This is a genomic window from Leucobacter alluvii, assembly GCF_039530485.1.
GTDB lineage: Bacteria > Actinomycetota > Actinomycetes > Actinomycetales > Microbacteriaceae > Leucobacter > Leucobacter alluvii.
Genome location: NZ_BAAAOP010000009.1, coordinates 16,529 through 36,440, shown reverse-complemented (window position 1 = coordinate 36,440; position 19,912 = coordinate 16,529). Strand labels below are relative to the sequence as shown.

General features: G+C 68.9%; 21 protein-coding genes and 1 tRNA gene. 15 read left to right on the top strand and 7 right to left on the bottom strand.

Annotated elements, in window-relative coordinates; translation table 11 throughout:
- Positions 1-12 precede the first annotated feature (12 nt).
- From ABFX18_RS10665 to ABFX18_RS10655, 3 genes are read left to right on the top strand one after another with little or no spacing between them, the layout of a single operon-like run.
- Positions 13-372 carry a GntR family transcriptional regulator gene (locus ABFX18_RS10665; RefSeq protein WP_090152940.1) on the top strand — a complete coding sequence of 120 codons (360 nt, stop codon included), beginning with the start codon at positions 13-15 and terminating at the stop codon, positions 370-372.
- Positions 369-1,283 (top strand): ABC transporter ATP-binding protein, encoded by a 915-nt coding sequence (locus tag ABFX18_RS10660; protein ID WP_090152937.1) that lies wholly within the window; start codon positions 369-371, stop codon positions 1,281-1,283. Before ABFX18_RS10665 ends, ABFX18_RS10660 begins: the two co-directional genes overlap by 4 nt.
- Positions 1,280-1,990: a hypothetical protein gene (locus ABFX18_RS10655; RefSeq protein WP_336662952.1), complete on the top strand. Its 711-nt coding sequence runs from the start codon at positions 1,280-1,282 to the stop codon at positions 1,988-1,990. Before ABFX18_RS10660 ends, ABFX18_RS10655 begins: the two co-directional genes overlap by 4 nt.
- Positions 1,991-2,102: 112 nt before the next feature.
- Here ABFX18_RS10655 and ABFX18_RS10650 read toward each other — a convergent pair whose 3' ends face one another.
- On the bottom strand, positions 2,103-3,479 hold the full coding sequence (locus tag ABFX18_RS10650; RefSeq protein ID WP_090152930.1) for a dicarboxylate/amino acid:cation symporter: 1,377 nt from the start codon (positions 3,477-3,479) through the stop codon (positions 2,103-2,105).
- A 206-nt stretch (positions 3,480-3,685) separates the two neighbouring features.
- Between ABFX18_RS10650 and ABFX18_RS10645 the strand changes: the two genes are divergently transcribed.
- Positions 3,686-4,174 (top strand): YajQ family cyclic di-GMP-binding protein, encoded by a 489-nt coding sequence (locus ABFX18_RS10645; protein WP_090153057.1) that lies wholly within the window; start codon positions 3,686-3,688, stop codon positions 4,172-4,174.
- A 27-nt stretch (positions 4,175-4,201) separates the two neighbouring features.
- Here ABFX18_RS10645 and ABFX18_RS10640 read toward each other — a convergent pair whose 3' ends face one another.
- Positions 4,202-4,387 carry a hypothetical protein gene (locus ABFX18_RS10640; protein WP_346058307.1) on the bottom strand — a complete coding sequence of 62 codons (186 nt, stop codon included), beginning with the start codon at positions 4,385-4,387 and terminating at the stop codon, positions 4,202-4,204.
- A gap of 38 nt (positions 4,388-4,425) precedes the next feature.
- Here ABFX18_RS10640 and ABFX18_RS10635 point away from each other — a divergent pair, with 38 nt between their 5' ends.
- From ABFX18_RS10635 to ABFX18_RS10620, 4 genes are all read left to right on the top strand, one after another.
- Positions 4,426-4,983 carry a hypothetical protein gene (locus ABFX18_RS10635; protein ID WP_346058306.1) on the top strand — a complete coding sequence of 186 codons (558 nt, stop codon included), beginning with the start codon at positions 4,426-4,428 and terminating at the stop codon, positions 4,981-4,983.
- 39 nt (positions 4,984-5,022) lie between these two features.
- Positions 5,023-5,439 carry a DUF3151 domain-containing protein gene (locus ABFX18_RS10630; protein ID WP_346058305.1) on the top strand — a complete coding sequence of 139 codons (417 nt, stop codon included), beginning with the start codon at positions 5,023-5,025 and terminating at the stop codon, positions 5,437-5,439.
- A gap of 106 nt (positions 5,440-5,545) precedes the next feature.
- Positions 5,546-6,832, top strand: a complete 1,287-nt coding sequence (locus ABFX18_RS10625; protein ID WP_090152914.1) for an adenylosuccinate synthase — start codon at positions 5,546-5,548, stop codon at positions 6,830-6,832.
- Between the two features lie 12 nt (positions 6,833-6,844).
- On the top strand, positions 6,845-7,147 hold the full coding sequence (locus ABFX18_RS10620) for a chorismate mutase (protein ID WP_346058304.1): 303 nt from the start codon (positions 6,845-6,847) through the stop codon (positions 7,145-7,147).
- A gap of 55 nt (positions 7,148-7,202) precedes the next feature.
- On the opposite strand, the gene fdhA is transcribed toward ABFX18_RS10620, so the two are convergent.
- Positions 7,203-8,432 carry a formaldehyde dehydrogenase, glutathione-independent gene (gene fdhA, locus ABFX18_RS10615; RefSeq protein ID WP_346058303.1) on the bottom strand — a complete coding sequence of 410 codons (1,230 nt, stop codon included), beginning with the start codon at positions 8,430-8,432 and terminating at the stop codon, positions 7,203-7,205.
- 213 nt (positions 8,433-8,645) lie between these two features.
- Between fdhA and ABFX18_RS10610 the strand changes: the two genes are divergently transcribed.
- Complete coding sequence (locus ABFX18_RS10610) at positions 8,646-9,578, top strand: helix-turn-helix domain-containing protein (RefSeq protein ID WP_176698422.1); 933 nt, start codon at positions 8,646-8,648, stop codon at positions 9,576-9,578.
- A gap of 54 nt (positions 9,579-9,632) precedes the next feature.
- The gene (locus ABFX18_RS10605; protein ID WP_346058302.1) at positions 9,633-10,682 is read left to right on the top strand and encodes an Rv2578c family radical SAM protein; all 1,050 of its coding nucleotides are present in this window, start codon (positions 9,633-9,635) and stop codon (positions 10,680-10,682) included.
- On the opposite strand, the gene ABFX18_RS10600 is transcribed toward ABFX18_RS10605, so the two are convergent.
- On the bottom strand, positions 10,679-11,626 hold the full coding sequence (locus tag ABFX18_RS10600) for a 3-methyladenine DNA glycosylase (protein WP_346058301.1): 948 nt from the start codon (positions 11,624-11,626) through the stop codon (positions 10,679-10,681). The two genes, ABFX18_RS10605 and ABFX18_RS10600, sit on opposite strands and share 4 nt — an antisense overlap.
- A gap of 110 nt (positions 11,627-11,736) precedes the next feature.
- On the bottom strand, positions 11,737-12,117 hold the full coding sequence (locus ABFX18_RS10595) for an RNA-binding S4 domain-containing protein (protein ID WP_090152888.1): 381 nt from the start codon (positions 12,115-12,117) through the stop codon (positions 11,737-11,739).
- A gap of 52 nt (positions 12,118-12,169) precedes the next feature.
- Between ABFX18_RS10595 and ABFX18_RS10590 the strand changes: the two genes are divergently transcribed.
- From ABFX18_RS10590 to ABFX18_RS10575, 4 genes are all read left to right on the top strand, one after another.
- Positions 12,170-12,793, top strand: coding sequence for a YigZ family protein (locus tag ABFX18_RS10590; RefSeq protein WP_346058300.1), 624 nt, complete (start codon positions 12,170-12,172; stop codon positions 12,791-12,793).
- A gap of 294 nt (positions 12,794-13,087) precedes the next feature.
- The gene (locus tag ABFX18_RS10585) at positions 13,088-14,257 is read left to right on the top strand and encodes a DNA polymerase III subunit delta' (RefSeq protein WP_090153052.1); all 1,170 of its coding nucleotides are present in this window, start codon (positions 13,088-13,090) and stop codon (positions 14,255-14,257) included.
- A complete protein-coding gene (locus ABFX18_RS10580; protein WP_346058299.1) occupies positions 14,254-15,855 on the top strand; it encodes an alpha/beta hydrolase in 1,602 nt (533 codons plus the stop codon). The genes ABFX18_RS10585 and ABFX18_RS10580 overlap by 4 nt, the downstream gene beginning before the upstream one ends.
- A gap of 71 nt (positions 15,856-15,926) precedes the next feature.
- Positions 15,927-16,001: transfer RNA gene (locus ABFX18_RS10575), tRNA-Thr, on the top strand.
- 47 nt (positions 16,002-16,048) lie between these two features.
- Here the strand turns inward: ABFX18_RS10575 and ABFX18_RS10570 are convergent.
- Positions 16,049-16,657 (bottom strand): SOS response-associated peptidase family protein, encoded by a 609-nt coding sequence (locus ABFX18_RS10570; RefSeq protein WP_336662945.1) that lies wholly within the window; start codon positions 16,655-16,657, stop codon positions 16,049-16,051.
- Positions 16,658-16,697: 40 nt separating this feature from the next.
- Between ABFX18_RS10570 and ABFX18_RS10565 the strand changes: the two genes are divergently transcribed.
- A complete protein-coding gene (locus ABFX18_RS10565) occupies positions 16,698-17,825 on the top strand; it encodes an acyltransferase family protein (protein WP_346058298.1) in 1,128 nt (375 codons plus the stop codon).
- 21 nt (positions 17,826-17,846) lie between these two features.
- On the opposite strand, the gene ABFX18_RS10560 is transcribed toward ABFX18_RS10565, so the two are convergent.
- Positions 17,847-19,718 (bottom strand): ABC transporter ATP-binding protein, encoded by a 1,872-nt coding sequence (locus tag ABFX18_RS10560; RefSeq protein WP_428833664.1) that lies wholly within the window; start codon positions 19,716-19,718, stop codon positions 17,847-17,849.
- Positions 19,719-19,912 lie beyond the last annotated feature (194 nt).

The window sequence follows — 19,912 nt, the reverse complement described above, 5'->3', positions numbered from 1 at the left end:
ACGAGGTGAGGAGTGTTCGATGACAACCGTCCGATCTTCCTCCAGCTCGCCGACCGCCTCGCAGACGACATCCTGCGCGGCACGTACGACGAGGACGAGCAGGTTCCCTCGACGAACGAGCTCGCCGCGCACATGCGCATAAACCCCGCGACGGCGGGCAAAGGGCTCAGCCTGCTCGTCGATCAGGGGATCCTCTACAAGAAACGCGGCATCGGCATGTTCGTCGCCGCAGGCGCGAGGGCGCGTATCGCTCAGGAGCGTCAGCACGGCCTCACCGAGCGATTCGTGCGGCCGCTGCTCCATGAAGCCGCCGCCCTCGGCCTCACCCACTCCGATGTCATCCGGCTCATCGAACAGGAAGCGGAACAATGACCCAGATCGCTATTGAGACGCACGGGCTCACGCGGCGCTATCGCGGCGCCACCGCGCTCGACGACGTCACCGTGCAGGTGCACGCGAACACCATCACCGGGCTGCTCGGCCGCAACGGCGCGGGCAAGACCACCCTCATGTCGCTGATCACGGCGCAGGATCGGCCGAGCTCTGGCTCGGTCAAGGTCGGTGGCCACGATCCCTTCGAGCGCGCCGAGACCATCGAGCAGATGTGCTTCGTGCGCGATAACCAGCGATACCCCGACGACTACACCCTGAAACTCGCTACCCGAGCAGCACGATTCTCGTTCCCGAACTGGAATCAGGAGGTCGCGGATCGCCTCATCGACGCGTTCCGCATCCCGTCCAAGCCGATCATCAAGAAGTACTCGCGCGGACAGATGTCGGCGCTCGGCATCGTGCTCGGACTCGCCTCCCGGGCGCCCATCACCTTCTTCGACGAGCCCTACCTGGGTCTCGACGCGACGGCGCGGGCGATCTTCTACGACGAGCTGCTGCGCGATTACGCGGAGCGCCCTCGCACGGTCGTGCTCTCCACCCATCTCATCGATGAGATGGACCGGCTGCTCGAGCGCGTGATCGTGATCGACCAGGGGCGCATCGTGCGGCACGAAGACGTCGATGCGATGCGCGGGAGCGCCTTCCAGGTCGCGGGCAAGGCGAGCGAGGTCGACGGCTTCCTCTCAGGACTGCCGGTGCTGTCGCGCCGACGCGTCGGCGGCCTCGCGACAGCGGTCGTCAACACGCCGATGACGGCGCAGCATCGAGCCGAGGCCGGCGGGCTCGAACTCGCCCCCGTATCACTGCAAGATCTCGTCGCCGCCTACGGCCTCGGCGACACCGTCGCGGACGACGGGGCGGACACGCATATGGAACGGAGCGCAGCATGAACCGCATCATCAATGTGACTCGCCTGCACATGAACAAGATCGGGAGCTTCGTCACAGTTCCGATCGTCATCCTCGCACTGGTCATGGTGATCTCGATCGTCATCGCGCTCGCCATCCAGCGCGCGACGGGAGGCGCCGGCGGTGCCGAGTACGTCGACGGAGCGCGGCAGAACGGCGGCGTCGTCTGGTCGCTGCCCGGATTCCTCGTCTACTACGGCGTGCAGGCCGTGGCGACGACCTATCCCTTCGCGCTGACCCTCGGAACCACGCGCCGCAACTTCATCCTCGGCACGATGCTATCGAACGTGCTGCAGGCCGCGTACATCGCGCTCCTGCTGGTGCTGCTGCTCGGCATCGAACTCGCCACGGACCACTGGTTCATGTCGGTGTACGTGCTCGACGTGTATCTGCTCGGCGCCGGCGACCCGTGGGTGCTCGCCGTCACCGGCTTCCTCGGAGTGCTCTTCTGCCTCACGATCGGCGGCTTCTTCGGTGCGATCTGGGTGCGATTCGGGGCGAAGGGCCCGGCGATCGTGGGATCGGCCATCGGGCTCGTGCTCGCGATTCTCCTCCTGGTGTTCGCACCGCAACTGCCGGAGATCGTGATGGGCATCACCCGGGCAGACATCGCTCTGGGGGCGATCGTCACGATCGTGCTGGCGCTCGTCGTCACCTGGTTCGCGATGCGGCGCGCAGCGGTGCGATAGCGGCCGCGCATCTCCTGCCGTACGACGCCGAGCGGGCGCCGGTCGGGTTCGAATCGGAACCCGACCGGCGCCCGTCTCCGATGCTCAGCGCATGATTCGGGAGGGCCGAGTGTCAGCCCCGGCGCAGCGTCGCTTCGCGCTCGTCTCGCGACGCCTCCTCCGACGCGCGGTGCTCCTCGACGTCGGTGTTGTCGAATGCGAGCCCCTGACGGGGCGCGTTGTACAGATCGAGGTCGATGATTCCCTCGCGCTTCGCGACGATCGCGGGAACGAGCGCCTGACCGGCGACGTTCACGGCCGTGCGACCCATGTCGATGATGGGGTCGACTGCGAGAAGCAGCCCGACGCCCTCGAGCGGAAGCCCGAGCGTCGACAGCGTGAGCGTCAGCATCACGGTCGCGCCCGTCGTGCCCGCGGTCGCCGCGGAGCCGACCACCGAGACGATGACGATCAGCAGGTACTGCACGATCGTGAGGTCGATGCCGAAGAACTGCGCGATGAAGATCGCCGCGACTGCCGGGTAGATCGCGGCGCACCCGTCCATCTTGGTCGTCGCTCCGAGCGGCACGGCGAAGGAGGCGTAGCCGCGCGGCACGCCGAGGTTGCGCTCGGTGACGCGCTGGGTGAGCGGCAGTGTGCCGATGGACGAGCGGCTCACGAAGCCGAGCTGCACGGCCGGCCACACTCCTGAGAAGTACTGCTTCACGGAGAGGCCGTGCGACTTCACGAGAATCGGGTAGACCACGAAGAGCACCAGCGCGAGTCCGAGGTACAGCACCGCGACGAACCACGTGAGCGTGCCCATCTGGTTCCACCCGTACTCGGCGACGGCGTTGCCGATGAGGCCGATCGTGCCGATCGGGGCGAGGCGGATGATCCACCACAGGATCTTCTGGATGATCGCGAGCGCTGATTCCGTGAGCACGATGAACGGTTCGGCCTTCTCGCCGATCTTGAGCGCTGCGATGCCCACGGCGGCCGAGATCACGATGACCTGCAGCACATTGAAGCTCGGGCTCGCAGAGAGCGCGCCGCTGCCGGCATCGACGCTGCCGGAAACGCCGAGCCCGAGGAAGTTGGCGGGGACGAGGCCGGTGAGGAAGTTCCACCAGGTGCCGACCGAACCGGGCTCTTCGGGGGTCAGCGCGGTCTGCGATGCGGTCGAGCCGGGTTGCAGCGTGACGCCGAGCACGATGCCGATGGTCACCGCGATCAGCGCGGTGATGGCGAACCAGAGCAGAGTCTGGCCCGCGAGGCGAGCCGCATTCGTCACCTTGCGCAACCCGACGATGCTCGAGACGATCGCCGTGAAGACGAGCGGGATCACTGCCGCGCGCAGCAGCGAGACGTAACTGTCGCCGATGGTCGCCAGCGTGGCGTGCAGGCCGTTGGGGTTGTCCTCGGCGTCGGGGCCGAGCGACATGGCGACGCCGCCGAGCACGAGGCCGATGACGAGGGCGGCGAGGATCTGCCACCCGAACGACGTCATCCAGCGGGGGAGGCGGCGAGCCCGATGCGGGGCGGCCTGAGTTGCAGACACGGTGAGGAGTCCTTTCGAGTGCGGTGCGGCGTGCGGAACCCAGACAGCTTAGCAAATCATTCGTTCAGCGAATACGTGTCATCACTTTTTGTAGCTCCTCGTGCGACCCGGATCCGGAGGGGGTGGCGGCGCTGCCCCTCGGGTACGCTGGGGGCATGGCTGATTCTTCGTTTGACGTGGTGAGCAAGATCGACTCGATGGAGGTCGAGAACGCGGTGAACCAGGCGCGCAAGGAGGTCGAGCAGCGCTACGACTTCAAGGGCGTCGGCGCCGACGTCTCGCTCTCCGGTGAGAAGGTGCAGATCAAGGCGAACACGGAAGAGCGCGCGAACGCCGTGCTCGACGTGCTGCACTCGAAGTTCATCAAGCGCGGGCTCTCGTTGAAGGCGCTCGACACCGGTGAGCCCTACGCCAGCGGCAAGGAGTACCGCATCGACGCGCAGCTGAAGGAAGGCATCGATCAGGCCACCGCGAAGAAGCTCAACAAGCTGATCCGCGACGAGGGCCCGAAGGGCGTGAAGTCCCAGATCCAGGGCGACGAGTTGCGCGTCTCCTCCAAGAGCCGCGATGACCTGCAGGCGACGATGGCGCTGCTCAAGGGCGCTGACATCGACGTCGCTCTGCAGTTCGTGAATTACCGCTGACCACTCGCGTCAACGGAACGGTCGGCGCTACGGTGAGCGCATGCGAACGATCCTCACCTGCGCTGCCGCGGTGCTGTGCAGTGCGATCCTGCTGACCGGGTGCGCGACCGGGCCCTCGACTGCGCCCGGAGCGACGAGCACTCCGTCCACGTCCGATCCCTCCGCCACTCCGACCGAGACATCGGAACCGGCGCCGACTCCGGAGCCCACCACGCCGCCGGAGCCCACCCCGGAGCCGTGGGATCGCGCAGGTGACGCGGCCGGTCCCCGTGAGCTTCGAGCTGCCCTCCGGGTGGTCGTTGGTGCGCCTGCCCTCCGCCTATGACGAGATGGGGTTCTTCCAAGCGCAGATCGTGGACCCGGACGGTGCTGCACAGCTCTACTTCTCGAACCGGGTCACCGGGCTGGGCGGTGCATGCACTCCGGAAATGGCCACCCTGCACATCGAGGAGCTCGACGCGGAGCCGGTCGAGATCGCGGGGTTCGTGCCCGAACCCACCGATGAGGCAGGCGCGCCGACCACGGACGCGCGGTTCGTGTACCGGGTCTCGAACCTCGGAGACGGCGCCGTGGCCAGCCTGTCGCTCGCGAACTTCACCCCGCGCGACAGCTGCATGTATTACAACCGGCTCCTCGGCGGCAGGGGGGCGACGCCGTCGAATTCCGTTGTCGCCGCCGACTGGATGCAGGTCGACAGCACCTCGAGCGGGCGCGCATTCGCGAGTCGAGCGGAAGCCGAAGCCTTCATGCAGACGGAAGAGTACGCGACGCTCAAGCGCATCCTCATGTCGATGCGGCTGCAGGCGTGAACCGGCGTCTCCTCGGAGCCGCATCGCTACACTGACAGGATGATCGGCGCGAATCTGCTCGAACCAGAACCCACTCTCCTGGCTGCCGACACCGCGGTGTCGCAGGCGCTCGACTCGGAGCGCGACCTCGACGCCGTCGTGCGCGAGCACCCGGAGTCGCCGCTCGTCTGGGCGCTGCTCGCCGACGCAGCCGACGCCGAGGGGCGCGAGATCGAGGCGTACGCCTTCGCGCGCGTCGGCTATCACCGGGGGCTCGACGCGCTGCGCAAGGCCGGATGGCGCGGGGCGGGCCCGGTCCCGTGGTCTCACGAGCCCAATCGTGGAGTATTGCGCGCACTGTACGCGCTGCGACGCGCGGCCGAGCGCATCGGCGAGACGAGCGAGGTCGAGCGGCTCACGGAGTTCCTCGACGGCGCCGACCCGGCGGCGACCGCCGCGATCGAACGGGAGCGCTGACCGTTCCGCCCCGGCGATTCGTCGCCGGACGGCGGGCTCCGCCGGGAGACGGCGGCCCTTCGCTAGACTGGGCCGGTACGTGCCGTTGCCGAAGGAAGGGGCTGAAATGCCCGCAGTGCTCATCACCGGTGCCCAGTGGGGCGACGAGGGGAAGGGTCGGGCCACCGACCTCCTCGGCAGCCGCGTCGACTACGTCGTCAAGTTCAACGGCGGCAACAACGCCGGCCACACCGTCGTCGTCGGGGCGGAGAAGTACGCGCTCCACCTGCTCCCGTCAGGGATTCTGACCCCCGGCGTGACCCCGGTGATCTCGAACGGCGTCGTCGTCGACCTCGAAGTGCTCCGCGGTGAACTCGAAGCGCTCGGCGGCCGCGGCGTCGATGTCTCGCGGCTCAAGGTCAGCGCGAACGCCCACGTCATCACGGCGTACCACCGCACGCTCGACAAGGTGACGGAGCGCTTCCTCGGAAAGCGTCAGATCGGCACGACGGGTCGCGGCATCGGTCCCGCGTACGCCGACAAGATCAACCGCGTCGGCATCCGCATCCAGGACATCTTCGACGAGGGCATTCTGCGGCAGAAGGTCGAGGCCGCGCTCGAGTTCAAGAACCAGGTGCTCGTCAAGATCTACAACCGCCGCGCCATCTCCGCCGACGAGGTCGTCGAAGACCTGCTCAGCTATCGCGAGATGCTCGAGCCGATGGTGTGCGACACGGCGCTGCTGCTGCACGAGGCGATGCAGGACGACAAGACGGTGCTGTTCGAAGCCGGACAGGCGACCATGCTCGACATCGACCACGGCACCTACCCGTTCGTCACCTCCTCGAATGCGACGGCCGGCGGCGCGAGCACCGGTTCGGGGCTGCCGCCGCACGCGCTCGACCGCGTGATCTCCGTCGTCAAGGCGTACACCACGCGCGTGGGCGCCGGACCCTTCCCGACCGAACTGTTCGACGAGTCCGGCGACTACCTGCGCAAGCAGGGGTTCGAGTTCGGCACCACCACTGGGCGGCCGCGCCGCTGCGGCTGGTACGACGCGCCCATGGCCCGCTATGCCGCACGCATCAACGGCGTCACCGACTTCGTGCTGACGAAGCTCGACGTGCTCTCCGGCCTCAAGACGATCCCGGTCTGCGTGGCCTACGACGTCAACGGCGTGCGGCACGACGAGATGCCGGTGAACCAGAGCGACTTCCACCACGCGAAGCCCGTGTACGAGGAGTTCCCGGGCTGGAACGAGGACATCTCGGGCGCCCGTCGCTTCGAGGATCTGCCGAAGAACGCCCAGGACTACATCATCGCACTCGAGGGCATGAGCGGATCGCGCATCTCGGCCGTCGGCGTCGGCCCCGAGCGCGAGCAGGTCGTGGTGCTGCACGACCTCCTCGGATAGGCGGAGGACCGCGTGAGCGATCCGACCCCCCTCGAACGCCTCGAACGGCTGCGATCGAGCATCGACAACATCGATGCGGCGCTGGTGCACATGCTCGCCGAACGATTCCGCTGCACGCAGGAGGTCGGGCAGTTGAAGGCGGAGCACGACATGCCGGCCGCCGATCCCTCGCGGGAATCGCGTCAGATCGACCGACTCAAAGGGCTCGCCGTCGACGCGCACCTCGACCCGGAGTTCGCCGAGAAGTGGTTCAACTTCGTCGTCGCCGAGGTGATTCAGCACCACACGCAGATCGCCGACGAGCACAACGCGTAAGTCGGCCCCGACGCAGTGATGCGCGGTGCACGTCGATGAGAACGCGCACCGCGCATCACTGACGCCGCTCGGGGCTACGACACCATGCCGTCGGATCGATCACGAACTTCTGCGCGGCGCCCGCGTCGAACTGGGCGTAGCCCTCGGCCGCCTGGTCGAGGCTGATGGTCGTCGCTCCGACCGCCTGGGCGATGTGCGCGCGGTCGGCGAGGATCAAGTTCATCAACTGCCGGTTGTACTTCTTCACCGGGCACTGACCTGTCACGAGGCGGTGCGACTTCGCCCAGCCGAGGCCGAGGCGCACGCCGATCTGCCCGTGCTTCGCCGCCTCGTCGACGGCTCCGGGGTCGCCCGTGACGTAGAGCCCCGGAATGCCGAGCGATGCGCCGGCTCTGGCGACGCTCATGACGTCGTTGAGCACAGTCGCCGGAGCCTCTGCCGCATCATGACCGTGCCCTCGCGCCTCGAACCCGACGGCGTCGACGGCGGCGTCCACCTCGGGCTCGCCCACGATGTCGGCGATGATGTCGGCGAGTGCGTCGCCCTTCGAGAGGTCTGCCGCGGCGCAGCCGAAGCTCTCGGCCTGCCGCAGGCGGTCGGCGTTCATGTCGCCGACGATGACCGTCGCGGCGCCGAGCAGTTGCGCGGAGTACGCCGCTGCGAGGCCGACCGGCCCGGCACCCGCCACGTAGACGGTCGATCCGGTGGTGACGCCAGCCGAGACCGCGCCGTGGTACCCGGTCGGGAAGATGTCGGAGAGCATCGTGAGGTCGAGGATCTTCTCCAGAGCCTCATCGCGGTCGGGGAACTTCAGAAGATTGAAGTCGGCGTAAGGGATCATGACGTACTCGGCCTGACCGCCGAGCCAGCCGCCCATGTCGACGTACCCGTAGGCTGCGCCCGCACGCGCGGGGTTCACGTTCAGGCAGATCCCGGTCTGGCCCTCGTTGCACATGCGACAGCGGCCGCAGGCGATGTTGAACGGCACTGAGCAGATGTCGCCGACGCTGTGGAAGAGCACGTCGTCGCCGACCTCGACGACCTCGCCCGTGATCTCGTGCCCGAGCGTCTGGCCGACGGGCGCCGTGGTGCGGCCGCGCACCATGTGCTGATCGCTCCCGCAGATGTTGGTCGTGACGAGCTTGAGAATCACGGCGTGCGGGGCGGATCGCTTGATCCCGAGCCCCTCAGCGACTTCTTGCGGCAGCTCCAGCGTCGGGTAGTCGAAGTTCTCGACCGCCACTTCGCCCGGGCCCTTGTAGACGACGATCCTGTTGCCTGACATGGAGACTCCATTCTGACGAGGCGCTGCGTTGCGCCGCTGCGTACCGTGTCGCATCACCGGTAACACCACGGTATGGCACCGAGTGCCCGTCGGCATGTGCCGCCTCTGCAGGAGCATTGGCAGTATCTGCGCGAGTGAGCGGCGCTGATCGGGTGCGTGATGGCGGATTGCAGCAAGGCAGTGTCGAAGCGCCGGGGGATGCCAATGGAGCCGATGAGCGTGCACGGGATCGAAGCGTGGCAGCGCCTGGCCAGTCGCATGTTCGTCCCGCTCCGCTGCCGTGCGGATGGGTCCAGTTTCTCGGCCAGGATCGCCCAGCGCCGCATCTCTCCGTCGATGTGGGTGAGTCGCGTGGCGTTCGACGCGCACGAGGCCGAGCGTCCGCGCGCCCTCGTCGACGCCGACGCCACCGATCACCTGCTCGTGATGATGCAGCTGCGCGGATCCTGGACGCTGACGCAGCGCGGCCGCGGCGCGCGGCTCGGCGCCGGTGCGCTGGCGTTCGTCGATGCCGGGGAGCCGTATCGCATGTCGGTGCCGACGCAGGGGCAGGATCTCATCGTGCTGCAGCTGACCCGGGAGTCGCTGGGGCTTTCCGACCGCGCGATCGGCAGTTCGGTCGCGCGGTTGATGGAGTCTTCGGTACCGGGCCAGGCGGCGCTGCGCGCGCTGCTGTTCAGCCTGCAATCGCGGCAGCTCTCGCTCGACGCCCACTCGGGGGCGGGTATCGCGCGGGCCGTGAGCGACACGCTCGCTGTCGTGATGCGAGCCCTCGCGCAGGAGGGGGCGCCCGATGAGGATCGCCGGGCGCGCCTCGCGGTGCTGCAGCGCTGGCTGCGAGAGCACTGCGGTGATCCCGGTGTCACCGTCGACCGCCTGGCGGCGCATCACTTCCTCTCGGTGCGTCAGGTGCACGCGCTCTTCGCCGAAGCGGAGGACTCGCCGGCGGCGTACCTGCGGCGCGTTCGCTTGAGTCGTGCGACGGAGCTGCTCGATGAGCGGGTTCGCAGCGGCATGACGGTGCGCGCGATCGCCGGAGAATCGGGGTACTCCGACTCCGCGACGTTCATCCGGGCGTTCACGCGCAGCTACGGCTGCTCGCCGACGCAGTGGCGCCGCGGCGTGGCGGGCGAGTCGCACGGATAGCCGTCGGCTGGCGATTCACTTGCAATCCATTCGAACATATGTTCGAATACTCGCATGAGGTGGAGTGGGCAAGCGGTTGCGGCATCCGAGGACGGGGCGCTGGCCGGTCTGTCGATGTCTCAGGTGGCCGCAGTCCCCGGGCACCTCCGCACCGTGCGATCACCGGAATACGCTGGCATGGCGTTCCATGAAGTGCTCGCGAAGAGCGCGCTGAATCGTGTGCCGGGCGAATCGTCGATGCCGTTCTCCTGGACCATCAACCCGTACCGGGGGTGCTCGCACGCGTGCGTGTACTGCTTCGCCCGCGGCTCGCATCGGTATCTCGATTTCGACACCGGCAAAGACTTCGACGCGCAGATCGTCGTGAAGGTGAACGTGGCCGAGGTGCTGGGCCGCGAGCTGGCGAGGCCCGGATGGGGGCGCGAGTGCGTCGCGCTCGGCACCAACACCGACCCGTACCAGCGGGCCGAGGGGCGGTACCGTCTCATGCCCGGCATCATCTCAGCGCTCGCCGCGAGTGGCACGCCCATGTCGATCCTGACGAAGGGCACGTTGCTTCGGCGGGACCTGCCGATGCTGGTCGACGCCAGTGAACGGGTGCCCGTCGAGCTGGCGATGTCGATCGCCGTCGGCGACCACGAACTGCAGCAGTCGATCGAACCGGGCACTCCGACCACTCGCGCGCGGCTCGACACGATCGCGGCCGCCCGGGACGCGGGCCTCGCGGCTGACGTCTTCATCATGCCCGTGCTCCCCGGTCTGACGGATGGGCCCGACCAGCTCGAGCGCTTGATCAGAGACATTCGCGATGCCGGGGCGCGATCCGTCGTCTACGGAGCACTGCACTTGAGGTCGCACGTGAAGCCGTGGTTTCTCGAATGGCTCGAACGGGAGCACCGCGAGCTTCTGCCGCTCTACCGATCGTTGTACCCGGGCGCATCGAGCCGGGCGCCGCAGGCGTACCGCGTGGAACTCGCCGCACGCATCAGGCCGCTCATCTCGAGATACGGCCTCGAGCGCACGGGCACTTCGCGCACGCGCACGCTCGCGCAGAACGCGGCGGCGGAGGCGACCCCCGGCGTGCCCGCGCCCACACTCTTCTAACGCTGCGCATCGGGCGCGACAGCGGCGCGAGCCGCCGCGATCGCGTCGAGCACACGTCGACGCAGCGCATCGCCGCGTTCGGCGAAGCCGCGCTGGAGGTGCGCGTACTCGCGCTTCCCCGCTGCGGTTTCGATCGCCACCGCGGCGAGCGGCCGTCCGTCGATGCCCGCGTACGCGCTCACATCGTAGGGGGAGGCTCGCATGTCGACTTCGCGAATATCGCGGGCCAGCACGAAGGCGTCGAGCAGAACCTCGCCGGGGACGATGGGCCCGAGCTTCGCCGTCCACTTGTACACGTCCATGCCGGCGTGCAGGCAGCCTGACTGCTCGGTCTCCGGCTGCGTCTCGCGCGTCGGGCGCATCGTGTTGAGCGGCGCCGCATCGGGGGTGAAGAAGCGGTACGCGTCGAAATGGGAGCACCCGATCGGGTGCGTCTCGACGACGTGGTCGGTCGCCGCGTGCCCGATGCGGAGGGGGAGCGAGGTGTGCCGCAGTTGCTCGGGCGGCATGCGGTAGACCATCGCCCACTCGTGCAAGCCGAAGCATCCGAAGCGCGGCGGCCGGGAGAGCGTCTCGCTCAGCAGGCGCTCCACGTAATCGACCGTGCCGCCGCGGCGCGCGAAGAACGCACCCGCATCAACCTCGGCAGCGCTGACGCGACGGTCGGCGTTGCCAGCACTGATCGGATCCGTGCCGACCGCGCGGTAGTGCTTCCACGTGGCGCGATCGTGCGCCTCAGCGAGCCGCACCCCGGCGCCGGGATGCCACTTCGCGAGCTCGGACGGCTTCACGGAGTAGTAGGTCCAGAGGAAATCCTCGACCGGGTGGCGCTCGTGCCGGAGCCGTCGGTCGAGGTGTGCGGCGGTGAGTGCGCGGGCCCGGCTCGCATGGGATTCCGCACGTGCGCACCACTCGGATGACGCGAGAACAACGGGAGCCGGCACCCAGCGAGTGTAACGCTCGGAACCCGCACGCTTATGATCCTGCTGCTCACCGGGGCGGGAGCGCTGCTGATCGTGCGACGACGACGTGAGGCGGAAGCGGTGGTGGCGGGCTAGCCCTCGCCGTCGCGGCCCCGCAGCCGGTCGATGTCGCGCCGTTCGCGCTTCGTCGGCCGGCCGGCGCCGCGATCGCGCACGATCTCAGCCGGCCGCTCCACTCGGGGGAGCGGAGGCGGCGTGAGGTCTTCGAAGTGCTTCGCCGCCTCATCAGCGCTTCCGCGGCGCACCGGGAGGCCGGTGACGCGGTAGACCTTGTCGAAACCGTGCTGACGCACGCGCACCTCGTCTCCGAGCCGCACCGCCTGCGACGCCTTCGCTGTCGCGCCGTTCACCCGGACGTGGCCGGCGCGGCACGCAGTCGTGGCCTGGCTCCGAGTCTTCGCGAGGCGCACGCCCCAGACCCACGTGTCTACCCGTACGCTTTCACCGCCCATAGACTCGATGGTAGTCGGGGCGGGAGCGAGGCCCCTGGTCGGAGCGAGGGCGATGGAATACGAGACGATCGCGGCCCCGGTGGACGCCGAGCAGGAGATCTCCCGCTCACGATTTCTCGTGCGGCTCGAGCGCGTGGAGGACGAGCACGCGGCGCGCGCGGTGATCGCCCGCGTGCGCGCAGAGCACCCGCGCGCACGGCACCACTGCTCCGCGTTCGTGCTCGGGCCGGACGGGCGGGTGCAGCGCTCGAACGACGACGGCGAGCCGAGCGGCACAGCTGGAGCCCCGATGCTCGACGCCCTGGTATCGGCCGGGCTCAGCGACGTGGTAGCCGTGGTCACGCGGTACTTCGGCGGCGTGCTGCTCGGCGCCGGAGGGCTGACGCGCGCCTACCGGTCGAGTGTCGCGATCGCGACGCAGCGGGCGCGCCGGCAACGACGGGCGATGCGGCGATCCGTCACCGTGAGCTGCGCGTACGACATCGCGCCGCAGATCGAGGCCGAGGCGCGTCGCCGGGGATGGGCGGTGGGAGCAGCGGAGTACACGGATCGGGTGCTGCAGCGAATCTCCGTCGCCGAGGAGGAGGTCGCCGTGCTGGCATCGCTCGCCGCGGAACTCAGCGCGGGAGCGGCTGCAGTGGAAGCGGGAGCCGCCGAGTACGTCGATCTCCGCTGAGCGGGCACGAAAAAGCCCCCGAAATCCTGGGGGACAGGTTCGGGGGCGTGTCTCCCGTGCCATATGGGGAAACACGGCTCGGGAGCGTGGTCTGAACTCGGGGGAACGAATCTTCAACCACTGAAGAGCATATGCCCGGGGTGCGGTCTTCGGGAGGGCCCGACGCACTATTCACCCGCGGTTTCACCCTCGGCCGGGACGCGGGCGGTGCGAGTGCGGGACGGGTCGAGCGATTCGCACCGCCGAGGGGAGGTCACCCATCGCGGTGTCGGCGGGGCGCGATACGATTCCGGGGTGGAGTACTGGGCGGAGATCGTGGGTCAACCGGAGGCGGTGCGCACCCTCGACGCCGCCGCAGCCCTCGATACGACGCCGTCGCACGCGTGGCTCATCACGGGTCCCCCGGGTTCCGGTCGCTCGAATCTCGCGTTCCGCTTCGCCGCGGCACTGATCGCGCGCGGGCAGGATCGCGACGCGGTCTTCGCCCAGGTGCGCGCCCGCACGCACCCCGATCTCGGCGTCCTCACGACGCAGAAGCTCCTCATCGACATCAAGGCCGCACGCGATATCGTCACGACGGCCCACTACTCCCCGGCTGCAGGCCGATACCGGGTCATCGTGATCGAAGACGCGGACCGGATGCCGGAGCGCACATCCAATGTGCTGCTGAAGGCACTCGAGGAGCCGCCCGAGCGCACCGTTTGGATTCTCTGCGCGCCGAGCGAAGCCGACCTGCTCCCCACGATTCGCTCCCGCGCCCGATCGCTGCGCCTCGTGACGCCTGGCGCCGCCGACATCGCGCGACTGCTGCACGAGCGCGATGGCATCGATGCCCGAGTCGCGGAACGGGCGGCGCGGCTCGCGCAGAGCCACATCGGCATGGCCCGACGACTCGCGAGCGACGCGGACGCGCTGGCGCGCCGAGAGCGCACGATCGACGTCGCCCTCAGCGTTCAGACGCTGGGGGACGGCATGCGCGCCGCGGCGACGCTCGTGAAGATCGCAGAGGCCGACGCTGCCGCGCTCACCGAGACCCTGGACCAGCGCGAGCGCGAAGACGCGTTGCGCAGCCTCGGCCTCCCCGCAGGGGCGGCGATCCCCCCGCAGATGCGCAGCCAGATCCGCGCGCTCGAAGAGGACCAGAAGCGCCGCGCGACGCGAAGCCTGCGCGACGGCATCGATCGGATCCTCACCGATCTGCTCTCGCTCTTCAGAGACGTGCTGCTCACCGCACTGCGCGCATCACCGGAGCTGATCAACCTCGAACGCGAGCCGGCGATCGCCGAACTCGCCGACCGATGGGGCGCGGAGCGCGCGCTCGCCGTCGTCGCCGCAGTGGAGGTCGCTCGGGAGCGCCTCGGGCGCGGCATCACGCCCGGGTTGGTGCTCGAAGCCCTCTTCGCCACCCAGAGCACCGCCGACATGCTCGTGCTCGGGGCGTCGGAGAACGGAGCGCTTCGATGAACCGCCCGTTGCGTCGCTTCGCGAATGATCGTGAGCGCGACTCGCGCTCGACCCGCGCCCGTCGCGTCCTCGGATTCGCCGCACTCGCCACCGTCGCGGCCCTCACCGTCACCGGCTGCGCACCGATCGCCGCACTCCTGCAGCAGGCGACGGCACCGGAGCCCGAGCTCCCCGCCCTCCCCGACGGCACCGTGGCCGGCTTCGGCGCGCAGCAACCCGAATGGGTCGGGTGCGAGGACGGCCTCGAATGCGCCGTCGTGCACGCCCCGCTCGATTGGAATCAGCCGTCGGGGGAGACCATTGTGCTCCGGCTCGTGAAACAGGAGGCGCTCGGGGGTGAAGCCGCCGGCACGCTCTTCGTGAACCCCGGCGGCCCCGGCGCCTCGGGCGTCGACTACCTCTCGGGCGGCGCCGACGGCGCCGTGCAGCCCGACGTGCAAGAGGCCTACGACGTCGTGGCGTGGGACCCGCGAGGGGTGGGGGCCTCGTCGCCGGTGACCTGTCTCGACGACGCCGGAATGGACGAGTACCTCTTCGGCGTCGACCCAGCCGAGGCCGACCTCGACGTCGGCAGCGACGCATGGATGGAGGCGGCGCTCGCGCACGAGCAGGCCTTCGGGGATGCCTGCCTCCAAGAGACCGGAGACCTGCTGGCGCACGTGAGCACGGCGGAGACCGTGCAAGATCTCGACATGCTGCGCGCGATCGTCGGCGATCCGAAGCTCAACTACCTGGGGTACTCCTACGGCACCTACATCGGTGCGCGCTACGCGGACGCCTATCCCGAGCGAGTGGGCCGCCTGGTGCTCGACGGTGCGATCGACCCCGCGGCCAGCCTCTCCGATGTCGTGCGCGAGCAGACACGCGGCTTCGAGACGGCGCTGCGCACCTACGTCGCCGATTGCATCTCGCGGCAGGACTGCCCCTTGAGCGGACCCGTCGACGTGGGCATGGCGCAGATCAGCGCACTGCTCGACCAGGTGGACGCGAAACCCCTGACCGGGTCTGACGGCCGCTCCTTCACGGCATCGACGATGCTCACCGCGATCATCACTCCGCTCTACGCGCAGAGCAACTGGGGCTACCTCGACGAGCTCTTCTCGTCGGTGGCGCAGGGGGATCCAGACATCGGGCTCACGCTCGCAGACTTCTACTACGACCGGGAGAACGGGACGTATCGGAGCAACTCCACCGAGGCCTTCACTGCGATCAACTGCCTCGACTACCCGGCCGGAGACGTCGACCGCGATCAGATGCGCGCCGACGCCGCCGAGCTCGCCGAGATCGCGCCGACGATCGGACGGTTCCAAGGCTACGGCGACCTCGCCTGCGCTGCGTGGCCCGAGCAGCCGGCGGCCGAGCGCGGGCCCGTCACGGGCGCCGGCGCCGATCCGATTCTCGTCGTCGGAACCACCGGGGACCCCGCAACGCCGTATCGCTGGGCCGAGTCGCTCGCGGAGCAGCTCGAGAGCGGCGTGCTCGTGACCTACAACGGCGAGGGGCACACCGCCTACGGCGAGAGCGCCTGCATCAACGGCGTGATCGACGAGTACCTCCTCACCGGGGCGGTGCCGAGCTCCGACCCGCAGTGCTCGTGAACGACGTGTGCGAACCGGGTGCCAGAACGTGCTAAAGTGATCTCTCGTGTGCGAGAGCGTTCTCGCACTCCGCCGACTTAGCTCAGGGGTAGAGCAGTTCCCTCGTAAAGAACAGGTCTCGGGTTCAAATCCCGAAGTCGGCTCCACAAGGCCCTCGCTCCGGCGGGGGCCTTCTGCGTGGGTCGCCGGCGCGTCATCGCCTCGTCAGCTCGCGCGAGATCCCGTCCGAAGCGTGCTGCACCTCTGAGACGAGTGCCGCATCTCCCGGGCGCTCAGGATCCAGCCACTCGTCGTGCATTTCGCGGGGCAGCACGAGCGGCATGCGCGGCCAGACCTCCGCGGCCTCACCCACGGCGTCCCGCGTCACCATCGAATAGCTGATGAGCTCCGAGCCGTCTTCGAGCGTGACCGTCGACGTCAGTGCGGCGATCCCGAACGCCTCGTCACTCGGAAGACGGAAGCGCCCCTGTTTCTCGACGTACCAGGTCGCCGGCAGTATCGCACGGTGCTGAAACGGGCGCTTCCACGAACGCAGCAGCCGATCGTCGCGAGAGTTGAACGCCGAGAACTTCACCGGGCCGCTCGCATCGAGCCAGAGCCACCACCAGGCGAGCTGCACGTGGCGCTCGCCCGACGCATCGGCGGTGATCACCGGATTCAGGTTGCGCGCGTTCTTGCCCGTGATCTTCGCGTTGCCCGACCGCTGCTCCAGCCACGCATCGATGAGCGCTGCACTGCCCGGTTCGCTGAGCGGCTCGAGATCGAGTGGGAGCGAGCCGCCGAGGCCGTAAGAAGCGCACATGCGGTCAGGATACGCCGGGGGGCGTCGCTAGGCTACAGAAATGAGTTCTCCGACGACGGCATCGGCGGCCCGACAGGCGGGGGCGCCCCGCGTTGCCTTCTGGGACAACGCCCGCTTCGCGCTCATCGCGCTCGTCGTCGTCGGCCATACGATCTCCACCGTTCGTCACGAAACGGCCCTCGCCTACGGCGTCTACACCTACCTCTACCTGTTCCACATGCCGGCGTTGATCCTCCTGAGCGGCTACTTCTCTCGCGCGAACGCCTCGTCGAAGACGATCCGCGCGACGGTGCAGCTCATCGTGGTCTGGGTGCTCTGGGAAGGGATCTGGGCGGTGATCGGATTCGCCGTCGTCGAAGAGACACCAGCCGAATCGTTCCTGATCTCGCCGTCGTGGACGCTCTGGTACCTCGTCAGCATCGTCACGATGCGGATCATGCTGCCGTACCTCGCCCAGCTGCGTCGCCCGCTGGTCGTGTCGGTCGCGATCGCGCTCTTCGGCGGTGTGATCCCGGTGATCGGCACCGAATTCTCTGCGGCCCGCACGCTCACGTTCCTCCCGTTCTTCGTCCTCGGCTGGCTCGCGAGAAACCGGGGATGGCTGAACGGCCAGTGGTTCGCGCTGCCCCACCGGTGGGTGCGCACCGTGTCGTGGGGCATCCTGGCGCTCGTCGCCGCGATCCTCATCGCAGTGCCCGGCCTGCGGTCGTGGTGGCGCGTCGATGATTGGCTGACCTGGCGCGACGGCTACGGCGCGCGCTTCTCCGAAGCGCCGATCGGTGATTGGGCGCCGCACCACTGGCTCGAAACCTCACTGGGGGGAGTCGCCGTCACCGCGGCGCTGTTCGTGATCGCGGCAGCGATGACGTTCGCGGTCCTCGGGGTGACCCCGCGTCGCCGGCTCGTCATCACCGACTGGGGCGCGCGCACCCTCTCCGTCTACCTCCTGCACGGGCCCATCGTCTGGGCGCTGCGCCAGACCGGGGTGATCGATACGATCGGCGGCCTCGGCGCGTCCGGCGTCGTGATCCTGATCGCCGGAGCCCTTTCGCTCGCGGCGGTGCTCGCGCTCGCGCCCGTCGAACGCGCCTTCCGCTGGATACTGACGCCGAATGTCGACTGGCTGTTCGGGAGCGCGCGTCAAGACGTTGATCGCGGCGGTCCCTGACGCCGCAGCTGCAGGCGTCGTTCAGCGATCTTCGGGCACGAGCAGCTGATGCTGCGCGAGCTCGCGATACAGCGGGGTGCTCGCGATGAGCTGTTCGTGCGTGCCCTCGCCGATGACGCGTCCCTCGTCGAGCACCACGATCTTGTCCGAGTCGACGACCGTCGACAGTCGATGCGCGATCACGACGAGGGTGCGCCCCGTCGAGACCGCGTCGAGCGCCTCCCGCATGAGGCGCTCGTTCACGCCGTCGAGGCTGGCGGTCGACTCGTCGAGCAGCAGGATCGGCGGAGCCGTGAGCAGGGCGCGCGCGATCGCGAGTCGCTGCTTCTCACCGCCCGAGAGCATCACGCCGTTCTCGCCGACGGGCATGTCGAGCGCAGTGGCGAGCGCAGCACTCGCATCCCCCGTCTTCCACGCGCCTCCGCGCTCGAGCAGGCCGCCCAGGTTGACGGCGCGCAGCACGCGCTCACAAGCAGCGTCGCTCGCCTCGGGGGCAGCCAGCAGCAGGTTCTCGCGCAGCGTTCCCGCGAGCACGGGCGCATCCTGTTCGACGTACCCCATCTGGCGGCGCAGCTCGCCCCGATCGAGCGTACGCACATCGGCGCCGTGCAGTGCGACGGTTCCCGCTTCGGGGTCGTAGAAGCGCTCGATCAACCCGAGGATCGTCGATTTGCCGGCACCGGAGGGGCCGACGAGAGCGACCCGCGATCCGCGGGGCACCGTGAAGCTCACCCCCCGCAGCACCTCGGTCTCGATGAGTGCAGCGGGAGCGGCCTCAGCGTCGCGGCGCGCACCTCGGCCTCCGCGCACGAGCTCGCGCGCGTCGGCGCGCTCAGGTGCGGCCGAACGGTAGGTGAAGCGCACATCGGCGAGCTCGATCGCGGGCGCGTCGTCGTCGCGGACCTCGGCGAGCGGCACGAGGCGGCCGAGCGGGGAACGGGTGACGTCATGCTCCGCCTCGGTCTCCAGGCTCGCGATCTCCTGGATGCGGCCGAGCGCTCCGAGTGCCTGGTTGACGGCCGAGATCGCCCCGAACGCTTGGGCGAGCGGCGTCACCATCAAGAACAGGAAGATGATGAACGTGACGAGCTGGGCGATGGTGATCGCTCCCGTGGCGACCCGGAACCCGCCGAGCCCGAGCACGATCAGGAACGAGAGCTGCAGCGCGAGGAACGACACGGGCACGATGAAGGCCGAGATGCGAGCGACCTTGATGCCGAGCAGATACGCCTCGGTCGCGTCGCGCTCCGTCGCGGCCTGCTCGCGTTCGGCGGCCCCCGCCGCCCTGATGGTGCGGATCGACGAGATGGACCGGTCGACCTGCGCGGCGAGGTCGCCGACCTTCTCCTGCGCGCGAGCGACCGCCGGGCGGATCCGGGAGGAGACCGCGACGACCACCACGAGCGCGACGACGATCACGCTGAAGGTGATCCCGAACAGCGCCGGGTCGATCACGAGCATGCCGACGAGGGCGCCGACGAAGATGAGGATGCCACTGGCCGCCTCGACGAGGCCCTGGGTCAGCACCGCGCGCAGCAGCGTCGTGTCACTGCCGACGCGTGAGACGAGATCGCCGGTGCGGCGGCGATCGAACTGCGCGATCGGCAGATGGAGGATCTTGGCGATCAGGCGCTTCCGGCTCGTGAGCACCACGCCCTCGCCCATGCGCTGCAGTACGTAGTGCTGCAGACCGCTGAGCACGGCACCGACCACGACGATCACGGAGAGCAGGTCGAGCAGGCCGGCCAGGGGCAGGCCCTCTTGGACGCGGGTGATGATCTGCCCGAGCAGGGGCGGCTGCACGAGCGAGGCGACCGCGGCGACGAGGCCGAGCACCAGGGCGACGACGAGCAGTCGGCGCTGCTCGAAGAGATAGGGGAGCAGCTCCCGCAACGAGGCCCGCGGCCCGCGGGGTGCGGCGGTGGTCGTCGCGCTGCCGGCCGATGCGGTGTCGTCTGCGGCGGAATGTTCTGCTGATGCTGCTGGCCGGGTCACCCGCCCAGCCTACGCCGTCGCGCTGATCGGCAGCGCCGAGCGACGCGCCCTTGCCTTGCGGACCGCCTCTCGCGAGCGGGGTCACTTTCGGA